This is a genomic window from Billgrantia sp. Q4P2 (genome assembly GCF_052806135.1).
The window spans coordinates 125,241-138,771 of the sequence record NZ_JBRBAI010000006.1 but is presented as its reverse complement, the minus strand read 5'-3'; the positions used below and the strand labels follow the sequence as shown (position 1 = coordinate 138,771).

The 13,531-nt window shown below is 63.8% G+C and carries 13 protein-coding genes; all 13 read left to right on the top strand.

Annotated features, from left to right (window positions below; translation table 11 throughout):
• The first annotated feature begins 190 nt into the window (after positions 1-190).
• The 13 genes from antA to ACUY1T_RS12365 all read left to right on the top strand — a co-directional run bounded on the left by antA (position 191) and on the right by ACUY1T_RS12365 (position 13,499).
• Positions 191-1,579: an anthranilate 1,2-dioxygenase large subunit gene (gene antA / locus ACUY1T_RS12425; RefSeq protein WP_446023220.1), complete on the top strand. Its 1,389-nt coding sequence runs from the start codon at positions 191-193 to the stop codon at positions 1,577-1,579.
• A 3-nt stretch (positions 1,580-1,582) separates the two neighbouring features.
• Positions 1,583-2,068 carry an anthranilate 1,2-dioxygenase small subunit gene (gene antB / locus ACUY1T_RS12420; RefSeq protein ID WP_446023218.1) on the top strand — a complete coding sequence of 162 codons (486 nt, stop codon included), beginning with the start codon at positions 1,583-1,585 and terminating at the stop codon, positions 2,066-2,068.
• 19 nt (positions 2,069-2,087) lie between these two features.
• On the top strand, positions 2,088-3,101 hold the full coding sequence (antC, locus tag ACUY1T_RS12415; protein ID WP_446023216.1) for an anthranilate 1,2-dioxygenase electron transfer component AntC: 1,014 nt from the start codon (positions 2,088-2,090) through the stop codon (positions 3,099-3,101).
• A 7-nt stretch (positions 3,102-3,108) separates the two neighbouring features.
• A complete protein-coding gene (locus ACUY1T_RS12410) occupies positions 3,109-4,233 on the top strand; it encodes a muconate/chloromuconate family cycloisomerase (RefSeq protein ID WP_446023214.1) in 1,125 nt (374 codons plus the stop codon).
• Between the two features lie 13 nt (positions 4,234-4,246).
• Entirely contained in the window at positions 4,247-4,537 is a 291-nt protein-coding gene (gene catC / locus ACUY1T_RS12405; RefSeq protein ID WP_110286203.1) for a muconolactone Delta-isomerase, read from the top strand.
• A gap of 69 nt (positions 4,538-4,606) precedes the next feature.
• Positions 4,607-5,542 (top strand): catechol 1,2-dioxygenase, encoded by a 936-nt coding sequence (gene catA, locus ACUY1T_RS12400; protein ID WP_446023212.1) that lies wholly within the window; start codon positions 4,607-4,609, stop codon positions 5,540-5,542.
• A 69-nt stretch (positions 5,543-5,611) separates the two neighbouring features.
• Positions 5,612-6,598 carry a TRAP transporter substrate-binding protein gene (locus tag ACUY1T_RS12395; RefSeq protein WP_446023210.1) on the top strand — a complete coding sequence of 329 codons (987 nt, stop codon included), beginning with the start codon at positions 5,612-5,614 and terminating at the stop codon, positions 6,596-6,598.
• A gap of 42 nt (positions 6,599-6,640) precedes the next feature.
• Complete coding sequence (locus ACUY1T_RS12390; protein WP_446023208.1) at positions 6,641-7,204, top strand: TRAP transporter small permease; 564 nt, start codon at positions 6,641-6,643, stop codon at positions 7,202-7,204.
• Positions 7,201-8,460 carry a TRAP transporter large permease gene (locus tag ACUY1T_RS12385; RefSeq protein ID WP_446023206.1) on the top strand — a complete coding sequence of 420 codons (1,260 nt, stop codon included), beginning with the start codon at positions 7,201-7,203 and terminating at the stop codon, positions 8,458-8,460. Before ACUY1T_RS12390 ends, ACUY1T_RS12385 begins: the two co-directional genes overlap by 4 nt.
• 131 nt (positions 8,461-8,591) lie before the next feature.
• Complete coding sequence (gene kynA, locus ACUY1T_RS12380) at positions 8,592-9,464, top strand: tryptophan 2,3-dioxygenase (protein WP_446023204.1); 873 nt, start codon at positions 8,592-8,594, stop codon at positions 9,462-9,464.
• Positions 9,461-10,090, top strand: coding sequence for an arylformamidase (kynB, locus tag ACUY1T_RS12375; protein ID WP_446023202.1), 630 nt, complete (start codon positions 9,461-9,463; stop codon positions 10,088-10,090). The genes kynA and kynB overlap by 4 nt, the downstream gene beginning before the upstream one ends.
• A 39-nt stretch (positions 10,091-10,129) precedes the next feature.
• Positions 10,130-11,362, top strand: coding sequence for a kynureninase (kynU, locus tag ACUY1T_RS12370; RefSeq protein WP_446023200.1), 1,233 nt, complete (start codon positions 10,130-10,132; stop codon positions 11,360-11,362).
• Between the two features lie 151 nt (positions 11,363-11,513).
• Positions 11,514-13,499, top strand: coding sequence for a sensor domain-containing diguanylate cyclase (locus ACUY1T_RS12365; RefSeq protein WP_446023198.1), 1,986 nt, complete (start codon positions 11,514-11,516; stop codon positions 13,497-13,499).
• The last annotated feature ends 32 nt before the right edge of the window (positions 13,500-13,531 follow it).

The window sequence follows — 13,531 nt, the reverse complement described above, 5'->3', positions numbered from 1 at the left end:
CTCCACGTATGAATGCCAGAGGGAGCGGCGACCGAGACCATGGTCTAAGGCTGTGGAAAGCCGGTGCCATGGGACGGCCTTCGTGCCTAAGAAGAAGTGTATAGCACTGTCCGAAGAACCGCATAGTGGCTCCCAGGGGGGAGTCTCTAAGGTGGGTCGTACCTGACAAGCAACAACACGGTAACGACCGATGACGACACAGCGCTCCCTCTCCGAATGGCAGACGTTCGTCGAGAACTGCATCGACTTTCGCTCCGAAGACGGCGTCTTTCGCGTCGCTCGCGCTATGTTCACCGACGAGGCGCTCTTCGATCTCGAGATGGAACTGATCTTCGAGAAGCAGTGGATCTTCGCCTGCCACGAGAGCCAGATTCCCACCCCCAACGACTTCATCACCATGCAGGCCGGCCGACAGCCGATGATCATCACCCGTGATGGCAGGGGTGAGCTGCATGCGCTGGCCAATACCTGTCAGCACCGTGGTGCCACCCTGACCCGGGTCTGCAAGGGCAACCAGTCCACCTTCACCTGCCCCTTCCACGCCTGGTGCTACAAGTCCGACGGTCGCCTGGTCAAGGTCAAGGCCCCCGGCGAATACCCCCAGGACTTCGACAAGGCCAGCCGTGGCCTGAGCCAGGCGCGGATCGCAAGCTACCGTGGCTTCGTCTTCATCAGCCTGGACACCGAGTCCACCGTCAGCCTCGAGGAGTTCCTCGGCGACACCAAGCTGTTCTTCGACATGATGGTGGAGCAGGCAAAGGATGGCGAGCTGGAGGTGCTGCCCGGCGAGTCCCGCTACACCTTCAATGCCAACTGGAAGCTGCAGAACGAGAACGGCCTGGACGGCTATCACGTCAGCACCGTGCACTACAACTACGTCTCCACCGTGCAGCACCGTCGTGAGCTGGAGGCCCAACAGAAGGGCAGCAGCGGCGACACCCTCGACTACAGCAAGCTGGGTGCCGGCGACAAGGACACCGATGACGGCTGGTTCTCCTTCGCCAACGGCCACAGCCTGCTGTTCAGCGACATGCCCAACCCCCAGGTGCGTCCCGGCTACGCCACGGTGATGCCGCGCCTGCTCGAGCAGCACCCCCAGGAGCGCGCCGAGTGGACCATGCACCGCCTGCGCAACCTGAACATCTACCCCAGCCTGTTCTTCATGGACCAGATCAGCTCCCAGTTGCGCATCGTGCGCCCGGTGGCCTGGAACAAGACCGAGGTGATCAGCCTGTGCCTGGGTGTGAAGGGCGAGTCCGACGCCGACCGCGAGAACCGCATCCGCCAGTTCGAGGACTTCTTCAACGTCTCCGGCATGGGCACCCCCGACGACCTGGTGGAGTTCCGCGAGCAGCAGCGCGGCTTCGAGGCGCGGGCCACCGAGTGGAACGACATCTCCCGGGGCTATCAGAGCTGGGAATACGGCGAGACCCACAACAGCCAGGTGCTCGGCATCCAGCCGGTGATCACCGGCACCGAGTTCACCCATGAGGGGCTCTACGTCAACCAGCACGGTACCTGGCAGCGGCTGCTGCTCGAGGGCCTCGAGAAGAAAGCGCTCAAGCTCCAGGAGGTGTAAGCCATGAACCGTCAGCAATCCATCGAGCAGTTCCTCTATCGGGTCGCCGAATACTGCGACACCCAGGAGTGGGACGCCTATCTCGACCAGTTCGCCCCGGAGTGCGAGTTCCACATCCCGCAGTGGAAGGGCGAGCACGAGATCACGACCGACCCCAAGCGCGAGATGTCGCTGATGTATTACGCCGACCGCACGGGGATCGAGGATCGCGTCTTCCGCATCCGCACCGGCAAGTCGGCAGCCTGTACCCCCATGCCGCGCACACTGCATCTGATCGCCAACGTGCGCTGCAGCGATCGGGAGGATGGCCAGGTGCAGGTCCGCGTCAATTGGGTGACCCATTTCCATCGCTTCGGCGAGAGCGGTCACTTCTTCGGCACCGCCGATTACACCTTGAGAGAAGCGGGCGAGAGCTGGCTGATCACCCGCAAGCACACTGTGCTGCTCAACGACCGGATCGACTCGGTGCTCGACTTCTACCACGTCTGATCCGCCGGAGGGACGTCCCATGTATCACACAGCCGCCATCGTCTTCCGCGACGGTGCCACCCGCTTCATCAAGGTCGAACCCAACGAGCTGCTGATGGACGCCGCCCAGCGTCATGGCGTCAATCTGCCGGTCGACTGTCGCGAAGGGGTCTGCGCCACCTGCCGCTGCCTGCGCGAAGCAGGCGAAGTGGAGGTCGAGTACATCGACGAGGAAGCCCTCACCGAGGAGGAGGTGCAGGCGGGCCACGTGCTGGCCTGTCAGACCCGCCTCAAGAGCTCTGCTTCCTTCTACTTCGACATCGACTCCAACGTCTGCAGCGTGGCCACCGAGATCTTCGCGGGTACTGTCAGTGCCGTGGAGCAGGTCTCCGAGGGCGCCGCCATCCTCGAGGTGACCCTGGACGACGCTGGAGCGGCGATGCACTACCTGCCCGGCCAGTACGCCCGCATCCAGGTGCCCGGTACCGAGGAGTGGCGCGCTTATTCCTTTGCCACGGGCAAGGCCCGGGACGGCAAGGTGCGTTTCCTGATCCGCTTGCTGCCCAGCGGGGTGATGAGCGACTACCTGCGCGATCGTGCCGCCGTGGGCGATGCCATCGCCTTGGAAGCGCCCTTCGGGGCCTTCTACATGCGCCAGATCGAGCGCCCCCTGCTGATGGTGGCGGGTGGTACCGGGCTCTCGGCCTTCCTCGGCATGCTCGACGAGCTGGTCGAGCAGGGTGGCTGCGACCAGCCGATCCGGCTCTGCTACGGGGTGAACCAGGAGCAGGACCTCAGCGAGCTCGGCCGTCTCGCGGCCTTCGCCGACACGCTGTCCGACTTCGCCTTCGAACCCATCGTGATGAATGCCTCGGAGGCCTGGCAGGGCAAGCGTGGCGTGGTCTGCGAGCTCTTCGATCGCGACTTCCTGGCCCAGCCTTTCGACGCCTACCTGTGCGGTCCGCCGCCGATGATCGAGGCCTCGAGACACTGGCTCGAGAAGCGTGAGGTCGGCGATTACCGCCTGTTCTTCGAGAAGTTCGTCTCGAGCTGAGGACCCCATGAACGACATCCGTATCGAATCGATTCAAACCTGCCTGGTCGACCTGCCGACGATCCGGCCCCATCGACTCTCCATGGCCACCATGGCCTGTCAGACGATGGTCATCGTGCGCATGCGTCACAGCGACGGCATCGAGGGGCTGGGCGAGGGCACCACCATCGGCGGGCTGGCCTATGGCCCGGAAAGCCCCGAGAGCATCAAGCGCAACATCGATGCCTACCTGGCGCCGCTGTTGATCGGCCAGCCCTCGGCGAACCTCAATGCCCTGCGTGCGCGAATGGATCGTCACGCGCGTGGCAATGCCATCGCCAAGTCGGCGCTGGAGACCGCACTGCTCGACGCCCAGGGCAAGCGCCTGGGGCTTTCCGTTGCCGAGCTGCTGGGCGGTGCCCGCCAGGCTCACCTGCCGGTGCTGTGGACCCTGGCCAGCGGCGACACCCGCAAGGACATCGACGAAGCCGAACGCTGTCTCGAGGATCTGCGTCACTGCGACTTCAAGCTGAAGATCGGCGCCAACACGTTGGAGCAGGACGTGCGCCACGTGGCCGCCATCAAGGAGGCCCTGGGCGAGCGGGCAAGCGTCAGGGTCGACGTCAACCAGGCCTGGGACGAGTCCACCGCGGTGCGCGGCATCCAGGCGCTGCAGGACGCCGGCATCGAGCTGATCGAGCAGGCCATCCCGGCCCGCGAGCACGCCGGGCTGATCCGCCTGGCCAACCGCTTCAACGTGCCGATGCTCGCCGACGAGGCGGTGCAGGACGCCCGCGACGGCCTCGACCTGGCGGCCGGCGGCTTCAGCGGCGCCTTCGCCCTGAAGATCGCCAAGGCCGGCGGGCTCTACGGGGTGCTGGAGCTGGCCCATGTGGCCCAGGCCGCCGGCATCGGCCTCTACGGCGGCACCCTGCTGGAGGGCACCATCGGCACCGCGGCGTCGCTGCATGCCTGGGCGACCCTGCCCGAGATGGCCTGGGGCACCGAGATGTTCGGCCCGCTGCTGCTCAAGGACGACATCGTCGCCGAGCCGCTCCACTACCACGACTTCGGCGTCGAGCTGCCCAAGGGCCCGGGACTGGGCATCACCCTGGACGAGGACAAGCTCGCCCATTACTCGAGAAAAGCGTGAGGAGAGCCAACGCATGCTGTTTCAGGTGGAAATGACCGTGAAGCTGCCGCCGGACATGCCGGCCGAGCGGGCCGCCGAGATCAAGGCGACCGAGAAGGCCTACGCCCAGGACCTGCAGCGCGCCGGCAAGTGGCGCCATCTGTGGCGGGTGGCCGGCAGCTACGCCAACGTCAGCATCTTCGACGTCGAGGACAACGCCGAACTGCAGGAGATCGTCTCCAACCTGCCGCTGTTTCCCTGGATGGAGATCCACGTCAAACCGCTGTGCCGTCATCCATCGTCCATCCGTGACGACGATAGCTGACCCACAGGTGAACTCAGCCATGACCCGTATCGCAACGGGTAAAGAATGACAACAACAGAGGAAACGACCATGACCGTAAAGATCTTCGATACCCCCGACGTGCAGGACTTCCTGAAGACCGTCAGCGGCTTCGACCAGGCCGGCGGCAGCGAGCGGGCCAAGCAGATCCTGCATCGCCTGCTGTCCGACGTCTATCGGCTGATCGACGACTTCGACGTCACCCCGGAGGAGTTCTGGGGCGCCATCAGCCAGCTCAATGCCCTGGGCAAGGAGACCCAGTTCGGCCTGCTGGCGCCGGGCCTGGGCTTCGACCACTACCTGGACATGCGGTTGGATGCCGAGGACGAAGCGCTCGGCCTGACCGGCGGTACCCCGCGCACCATCGAGGGCCCGCTCTACGTGGCCGGCGCCCCGGAGGCCGAGGGCTTCGCGCGCATGGACGATGGCAGCGACACCGAAGCCGAGGTGATGTGGCTCACCGGCCAGGTCCGTGACGTGAATGGCAACCCCGTTCCTGGCGCCAAGGTCGAGATCTGGCACGCCGACACCAAGGGCAACTACTCCTTCTTCGATCCCACCCAGTCGGAGTACCACCTGCGCCGCACCATCCATGCCGATGCCGACGGCCGCTACAGCGCCCGTAGCATCATTCCGTCCGGCTACGGCTGCCCGCCGGATAGCCCGACCCAACAGGTGCTCGACCTGCTCGGCCGCCACGGCCAGCGTCCGGCGCACATCCACTTCTTCATCTCGGCGCCGGGTCACAAGCACCTGACCACCCAGATCAACCTGGCCGGCGATCCCTACACCTACGACGACTTCGCCTTCGCCACCCGCGAGGAGCTGGTGATCGATGCCAACCGCATCGAGAACGCCGCCGAGGCCGAGCTGCGTGGCTTGGAAGGGCCCTTCACCGAGGTGGTGTTCGACGTCGAGCTGACCAGGACCGACGCCGCCGAGCTGCAGAGCCGCCACAAGCGGCCCCGGGCACTCGAAGACGCCTGATCGACCGGCCCCGGCCCCTCGGGGCCGGATCGATGATCTCTCTAACGACAAGACAAGAGTGACTTCCCCATGACAAGCTTGAAAGCCTTCCTGGTCACCGCCGTGGCCACGACCCTCTCGATGAGTGCCTTGACCGCTCAGGCTCGCGATTTCCGCCTGGGGCTGATTACCCCGCCGGCCCATCTCTGGACCCAGGCGGCAGAGAGTTTCGCCGAGGAGTTGAATGAGCGCTCCGAAGGCCAGCACAGCGTCAGCATCTTCCCCTCCCAGCAGCTCGGCAATGAGGCACAAATGGTGCAACAGCTGCAGGCCGGCTCCTTGGATATGGCGTTCCTGACGATTGCCGAGATCTCCAACCGCCTGCCCGACTTCGGGGCGCTCTATGCACCCTATCTCGTCGAGAACGTCGACCAGGCGGCGGCCTTGCTGCGCTCTGACACGGCCACCGGAATGCTCGATCAGCTGCCATCCCTCGCAGGCCTGGTGGGTATCGGCTATGGCATGGCGGGAATGCGTCAGGTACTGAGCCGGACGCCCATCGAGACGGCCCAGGACCTGCGTGGCAAGAAGATCCGTATCACCCCCTTCGATCCGATTCGCGACTTCTACCTGGCCGCCGATAGCGCTCCGACACCGTTGCCGCTGCCAGCCGTCTATGACGCCCTGGCCAACGGCCAGGTGGATGCCATCGACATGGACTTCGACTCCATCCTGATCCTCAAATTCCACGAGCAGGCCGATAACCTGCTGATCTCCAACCACATGATGTTTCCCATGGTCGGGGTGGTGTCGGCTCGTGTCTGGCGTGAACTCTCTGCAGAAGACCGCGAACTGGTCGAGGCCACCATGAGCAGCCATCTCGATGGCGTGATTACCGCCTTTCAGCAGCAGGATGCGGAGCAGGAGGCCGAGCTGCGAGGCATGGGTATCAATATCGTCGAGGCCGATGACGCCTTCTTCCGGGGGGTGATCGAAGCCTGGGAGTCCGTCTGGGCGGCCGAGGCGCCTTCTCTGGCCGTGCTGCGTGAAACGGCCGCCAGACTGAACTCCCAGTAACTGCCAGCATGCCCCAGGCCAGCCTGGGGCAAGGACGTCGATATGCTTAGTACTCTGTCGATTAGTGCCTTGTCGAGAGGCTTGGCGCGGGTCGAATTGCTGGTCGCGGCCTTTCTGGCTGCGGCGATCACCGGCCTGATCCTGCTCAATATCGCCACCCGAGCTTTTGGTCAGGCACTCTACTGGACCGATGAGCTGGCGATTCATGCCATGATCTGGATGGCTTTCCTGACCACCTCGGTGGTGCTAAAGCGCCGCGAAGGCATCGCCGTGACCTTGTTTGTCGATGCGCTACCGGTCGGGGCGCGTGGCTTGGTGGCACTATTTGTGGACGCCATGGTGCTTTTCTTCGCGCTGTTCCTGTTCGTGCTGTGTTGGCGCTGGTACGAGCCGGCAGCTCTGTGGAGAACCGGCTTCGATGTCGGGGCCTTCCAGATGGGGACCTTCAACTTCATCTACTCAGAGCGGACCAGTACCTTGGGGATTCCAAAGTTCTGGTCTTGGTTGTGCCTGCCGATCTTCTCGATTTCGCTGACCCTGCATGGCCTGGTCAATCTCACAGAAAGCCTGAAGGGCCTCGCGGCCGGGCAAAGGAGGCTGGCATGACCCTTGCCGTTTTCGCCCTCTTGCTACTGGGGGCGGTTCCCATTGCACTGGTGCTGGCGCTCTCCGCTGCCTGGTACATCTTCGATTCCGGTAACACTTTGCTGTTTGCCTCCTACCCTCAGCAGCTATTCGGGGCCATCGAGAATTACGGGCTGCTGGCGATCCCCCTTTTCATGCTAGCCGGCGAGCTGATGAACGAGGGTGGCTTGACCCGTCGACTGATCGACCTGGCGAGAATCCTGGTAGGCGGCTTCCGGGGTGGACTGGTCTACATCAACCTGGTGGCCAATATGATGATGGCGGCCATCGTTGGCTCTGCTGCCTCGCAGATCGCCATCATGTCCCGGGCCATGGTGCCGGCCATGGAACAGGAAGGCTATGACAAATCGTATGCGGCAGCGATCACCGCTGCCGGGGGATTGATGTCGCCTATCATTCCGCCCTCGATGCTCTTCGTGCTCTACGGGGTAATAGCCCAAGTGCCTATCGCGGATATGTTCATGGCCGGAATACTGCCGGGGCTACTGATGGGCTTCTTGTTTTTCATCGCTATCGCCATGATCGGTCTGGTGCAGCAGTATCCCAAGGGCGAATGGCCGAGCCGGAGCCAGATGCGGCGCTACCTGATGATGGGGCTACCGGCGCTCACCATTCCGCTGATCATCATCGGCGGTATCCTCTTCGGCCTAGCTACGCCCACCGAGTCGGCGGCGCTGGCGTCGCTTGCTGCCCTGCTGATCGGGCGCTACGTCTACCGTGACCTGAGCTTCGACCGCCTGCCGCTGATCCTTGAGCGTACCGCGATCAATGCTGGGCTGGTGATCGTACTGATCGCTGCCGCCGGGGTGTTCGGCTGGGTGATCGTCTACGAGCAACTGCCACAGATGGCTGCGGCCTGGATCGCCTCCCTGACCACCGATCCTTTCCTGTTCCTGCTGCTGGTGGTGGGCGTGCTGCTGTTGGTGGGCATGATCGTCGACGGCATCGCTGCCCTCATCCTGGTGGTGCCGATCCTGCTGCCCATCGCCCAGGGCCAGTTCGGCATCAGCCCCTTCCAGTTCGGTGTAGTGGTGTGCCTGACTCTGGTGCTGGGGCTGCTTACGCCGCCGGTAGGAGCGGGGCTGTTCATCAGCTCCTCCATGACCGGGGTTCCGCCGATGCGCATCTTTCGCTCTTTGCTGCCCTTTCTGGCCATGAGCCTGGTGGCTTTGGTGTTGCTGGCTTGGCAACCCTGGCTGACGCTGGGTTTGCTGTGAGCGAAGCGTCGGACCTCCACGCCAATGCTCGGATGGCTGACGACGAAGGCGGCCAGGCCATCGGGATGCCAGTGGTAGCGCCTAATGGCTCCTCGTAAACTGTTCGTAGGCATATCGACAGGAGGGCGGCCATGGTCAGGCATGAAGGCGAGCCGGCACGCGGCGGTGCGCTGGACCTCTCGCAGGAGGGTGTCCACTGGGACCAGCCGATGAGCTACGGCGAGTACCTGCAACTGGGGCCGCTGCTATCGGCGCAGCAGCCGGGCACCGAGGAACATGACGAGATGCTGTTCATCGTCATTCACCAGGTGTCGGAGCTGTGGCTCAAGCAGTGCCTGCACGAGGCCCATGCCGCAGCGGCCCACATCGCCGCCGACCGGCTGCGGCCAGCGTTCAAGATGCTGTCGCGGGTGGCGCGGATCCAGGCCCAGATGATCAACGCCTGGGAGGTGCTGGTGACCATGACGCCGGCGGACTACGCGCGCTTTCGCGACAGCCTGGGCCAGAGCTCGGGGTTCCAGTCCTTCCAGTATCGCGAGCTGGAGTTCCTGCTCGGCAACAAGAACGCGGCCATGGTCGAGGTGCACCGGCGTCACCCGGTTCACTATCAGCGTCTCAGCGAGGTGTTGCATGCGCCGAGCCTCTACGACATCAGCCTGCAGCTGCTGGCCCGGCGCGGCTTCGAACTTCCCGCTTCGGTCGTCGCGCGCGACTGGTCGGAGCCCTACCGGCCCTGCGCCGAGGTGGAGCAGGCCTGGGCGGCGATCTATCGCGACGTCGAGCACCACTGGGAACTCTACGAGCTGGCCGAGAAGCTGGTCGATACCGAGTACCACTTCCATCAGTGGCGCTTCAGCCACCTCAAGACAGTGGAGCGAATCATCGGCCAGAAGCCCGGGACCGGCGGTACCGGTGGCGTCTCCTTCCTGACCAAGGCGCTGGACCTGCAGTTCTTCCCCGAGCTGTGGTCGGTGCGTACTACTCTCGAGGAGGGCGCCTCATGAGCCGGCTCTACGACATCTCCCAGCCGCTGCGGGCCGACATGCCGGTGTGGCCCGGTGACACGCCTTTCGCCCATGAGCCGACCTGGGTCCTCGGCGAGCAGTGTCCGGTCAACGTCTCGCGGCTGGTGCTTTCCACCCACACCGGCACCCATGCCGACGCGCCGAGCCACTATGCGGCCGGGGGACAGGCCATCGATGCGGTAGACCTGGCGAAATACATCGGCCCCTGCGTGGTGCTCGACGTGCGCCATGCCGGGCCGAGAGTCGAGCCCGAGCACCTGCTGCCTGAGCTGCCGTCTCGGGTCGAACGGGTACTGCTGCGCACCTGGGCGCGCTTTCCTCATGAGGAATGGCGCAGCGACTTCACCACGCTCGCGCCGGAGAGCATCGACCTGCTGGCCGAGCGCGGCGCCCGGCTGATCGGGGTGGACAGCCCGTCCCTCGACCCCGAGGTCGACAGTCAATTGCTGGCGCACTGGCGCGTGCACCATCACGGCATGGCGATTCTCGAAGGGCTGGTGCTGGACGCGGTGCCGCCCGGCCACTATGAGCTGATCGCCGTGCCGCTCAAGCTGGCCGGGGCCGACGCCTCGCCGGTGCGTGCCCTCCTGCGCGAGCTGGATTGAGCCCGCCACCTTCCTCTTTTTCGATCATCGGAGCGCACCATGCCCGTGACCCTCGACGAGGTTCGTGAACTGGACCGCCAGGATCCGCTGGCCCCCTTCAGAAACCGCTTCGCGCTGCCGGAAGGAACGATCTACCTCGACGGCAACTCCCTGGGGGCTCAGCCGAGCGCTGCGGTGGAAGCCGTCAATGGCCTGATGACGCAGTGGCGCGATTCGCTGATCCAGGGCTGGAACCAGGGCTGGTTCGATGCCCCGGAGCGGCTTGGCGATTGGCTGGCGCCGCTGCTGGGGGCCGCACCGGGAGAGGTGCTGGCCACCGACACCATCACCCATAACCTCTTCAAGCTGCTGGGCTATATCACCGAAGGGCAGGGCCGGGCACGGCCGGTGATCCTCAGCGAAGGGGGCAACTTTCCCACCGACGGCTATATCGCCCAGGGCTTCTGTCGCTTCGGCGGCTTCGAGCACAGGGTAGTCCCGGAAGGGGAGGCGCTGGATGCCTACCTCGACGACCGCGTGGCGGCCGTGGTGCTCAGCCACGTGCACTATCGCACCGGCAGGCTACGCGACATGGCGGCGATCACCCGCCAGGTGCATGCCAGCGGCGCCGAGGTCATCTGGGACCTGGCCCACTCGGCCGGCGCGTTGCCGGTGGACCTCGCCGCCTGTGGGGTGCGCTACGCCGTGGGCTGTACCTACAAATACCTCAACGGCGGCCCCGGCGCGCCAGCCTTTCTCTATGTGCGGCGCGACGCTCAAGACCGTGCCTGGCAGCCTCTCTCGGGTTGGCTGGGCCACGCCGCCCCCTTCGCCTTCGAGGCCGACTACGCCCCGGCGGCGGGTGTCTCACGGTTCCGCACCGGTACCCACTCGCCGCTGGCCTATGCGGCGCTGGAAGCGTCCCTTGCACTGTGGCAGGAGGTTGACCTCGTCCAGCTGCGGCGCAAGAGCCAACGGCTGATTGAACTCTTTCGCGAGTCGCTGGCCGACTGCCTGGACGAGCACAGTATCGCCGATATCACACCGCCTGAGACGGAGCGGGGCAGCCAGGTCGGGCTGGTGGCCCCGGACAATGGCTATGCCATCGTCCAGGCGCTGATCGAGCGGGGCGTGATCGGCGATTACCGCGAGCCGGGGCTGATGCGCTTCGGTTTCGCGCCGCTCTACCTGAGCCATGAGGACGTTTGGCAGGCGGCCCGGCACCTGCGCGAGGTACTGGCGGAAGGCGAGTACCTGGCGCCGCGCTTTCAGCAGCGCGGGGCGGTGACGTGAGGGTGGCTGGGTAGCGTAGATCAGGTGACAGGCATGACAATTTATTACCGATACGTTAATAAAGATAACGTTAATGGACCGTTAAGCTGCCACTCTAACGCTACACAGAGAAACAGACCTTGCCTGCATCATGTTTCGAAGAGAGGGCAGCTTGCCACAAGGTTCGACTCGCGGCGTGCCATGGCGTCGCCTGAATACGTTGCAGAAGCGCTTGCTGGTTGGGTTGGTCATGACCTGGCTTGTCATCGTCGGGCTGCTATTGTTCGTTGCCTGGGTCAGCGGCCAGAGATTGCTGCACGAAGCCAACCTGTCTCACCTGGGGTATCAGGCGGAAATATTGAGTCGTGAACTACGCGATCGCCTGAATTTACGCTTTACCGCACTGGAGAGACTATCTTCGCAACTTGCCGGTGTCCCGGGTGAGGAGGCTTCGCTTCTTCTACAGCATAATCCCAGCCTGCTGGCCTATTTCGAAGGCATCATCGTCAGCAATGCCGATGGCGAGCTTATCGCCGATCTGCCCGAGGTGCCGGGGCGCGTTGGCTTCGACGTATCCGACACCGAATACTTCGATATGGTGAGCAATTCTCCCTGGCCTTATGTCAGCCGCCCCTTCTTTGGTCGGACCAGCCACCAGCCCTTGGTGATGCTACTGGTGCCTCGCCTGAATGACCAAGGGGAATTCGATGGAGTCGTCGGTGGGCTCCTGAACTTCGCCCATGGCCAGTTTTTCAACAGCATATCCTCGCTGACCTTTGAGCATAGTGGCCACGTAGCCATCTTCACGACCGCCGGCGAGCCCCTGTTCGTGCCTGGGTCCATAAGCCGATTCGTCGGATCCCTGCAGCGCCTCGACCCTCCGGATTTTCAGCTCGCCTTGGACGGGTGGCAGGGCGAGACACTCCATGAGTTGGATGGCGAGGCCGTGCTGGTGGGCTACCGCCAAGTGTGGGAAGCAGGCTGGGTGGTGGCCATGACAATGCCGCGCGAGTCGATGTTGGCGCCCTTTGAGAGCTTCCTGGAGCGGCTTTGGTGGACCTGGCTAGTGGTTGCCCTGGTGCTGCTGGTCGTCATTCGCTGGCTGGTTGGGCACCAGCTCAAGCCGCTACATCGGCTCGAACGGCAGATAGGAGAGATCGGCTCCGGTGCTCGTCACCAGTTGGCGCTCTCGACCAGTCTGAGGGAGCTGACACAAATCTCCCGTGCCTTCAACGGCCTGGAACAGGAGCGCAAGAAGGCCTTGCAGCACTCGAAGAACCGAGAGGTCTTTCTCGATGCCGTACTCGGCTCGACCCCAGTCGGTATGTTCGTTGCCGATCAAAAAGGCGACCTCATCTACCTCAACCCGGCCCTTTCGACAATGTTGGGGCTTCGGGCCGATGCCTCGACGCATGATCTTTGGCAGCGCATTCATGAGAATGATCGCGAAGATGCTCGCGACATGTGGCGGCATGCCATGAACCAAGGAAACGAGTTCCTGCGCCAACTTCGGATGAGAGATGCCAAGGGCGCTCTGCTATGGGTCGAAATCCATGCCAGTCGGGTGCAGGGGGACGGCGATTCGCTGGGTATCGTGGGCACGATCAAGGACATCACCGAGCGGCAGCAACAAGAAGCCTTGCAACGCTGGGAGGCCGAACATGACCCACTGACCGGCCTGCTCAACCGCCGAGGTTATCAACGGCGTCTCGAAGACGCGATGGCTGATTTCACCAAGCTCGGCACGCCTTCGGCAGTGATTTTCTTCGATCTCGATCGCTTCAAACCGGTAAATGACGAGGGTGGGCACGCGCTTGGCGATGAACTGCTGCGTCGCGTGGCGCAGGTACTGGTATGGGAGGTGCGGCGCAGCGACCATGTCGCCAGGCAAGGGGGAGATGAGTTCGGCCTGTTACTGCCGAGCTGCACGCTCAGCCAGGCCGTGACAATTGCCGAGTCACTGCGCGTTGCCATTAGCCAAGTCAGCGTCAGCCATGAAGGCAAGGAGTACTTCGTGACGGCAAGCATCGGCCTCACCGCGTTCAATGAAGGGGATGAAGATCTCGATTCGATTCTGGCGCGGGCCGATGCCGCAAGTTACGACGCCAAGAAGCAAGGACGCGACAAGGTCGTCGTGCATGACGGCGATGCCTCTTAAGGCCGCATATCGACTTCGTCTGGCAGTAACAC

Excerpts from the sequence above, each read along its gene's own strand:
- antA (WP_446023220.1), top strand. The coding sequence starts at position 191 with ATGACGACACAGCGCTCCCTCTCCGAATGGCAGACGTTCGTCGAGAAC.
- antB (WP_446023218.1), top strand. The coding sequence starts at position 1,583 with ATGAACCGTCAGCAATCCATCGAGCAGTTCCTCTATCGGGTCGCCGAA.
- antC (WP_446023216.1), top strand. The coding sequence starts at position 2,088 with ATGTATCACACAGCCGCCATCGTCTTCCGCGACGGTGCCACCCGCTTC.
- catC (WP_110286203.1), top strand. The coding sequence starts at position 4,247 with ATGCTGTTTCAGGTGGAAATGACCGTGAAGCTGCCGCCGGACATGCCG.
- ACUY1T_RS12390 (WP_446023208.1), top strand. The coding sequence starts at position 6,641 with ATGCTTAGTACTCTGTCGATTAGTGCCTTGTCGAGAGGCTTGGCGCGG.
- kynA (WP_446023204.1), top strand. The coding sequence starts at position 8,592 with ATGGTCAGGCATGAAGGCGAGCCGGCACGCGGCGGTGCGCTGGACCTC.
- catA (WP_446023212.1), top strand. The coding sequence starts at position 4,607 with ATGACCGTAAAGATCTTCGATACCCCCGACGTGCAGGACTTCCTGAAG.
- kynU (WP_446023200.1), top strand. The coding sequence starts at position 10,130 with ATGCCCGTGACCCTCGACGAGGTTCGTGAACTGGACCGCCAGGATCCG.
- ACUY1T_RS12395 (WP_446023210.1), top strand. The coding sequence starts at position 5,612 with ATGACAAGCTTGAAAGCCTTCCTGGTCACCGCCGTGGCCACGACCCTC.
- ACUY1T_RS12410 (WP_446023214.1), top strand. The coding sequence starts at position 3,109 with ATGAACGACATCCGTATCGAATCGATTCAAACCTGCCTGGTCGACCTG.
- kynB (WP_446023202.1), top strand. The coding sequence starts at position 9,461 with ATGAGCCGGCTCTACGACATCTCCCAGCCGCTGCGGGCCGACATGCCG.
- ACUY1T_RS12385 (WP_446023206.1), top strand. The coding sequence starts at position 7,201 with ATGACCCTTGCCGTTTTCGCCCTCTTGCTACTGGGGGCGGTTCCCATT.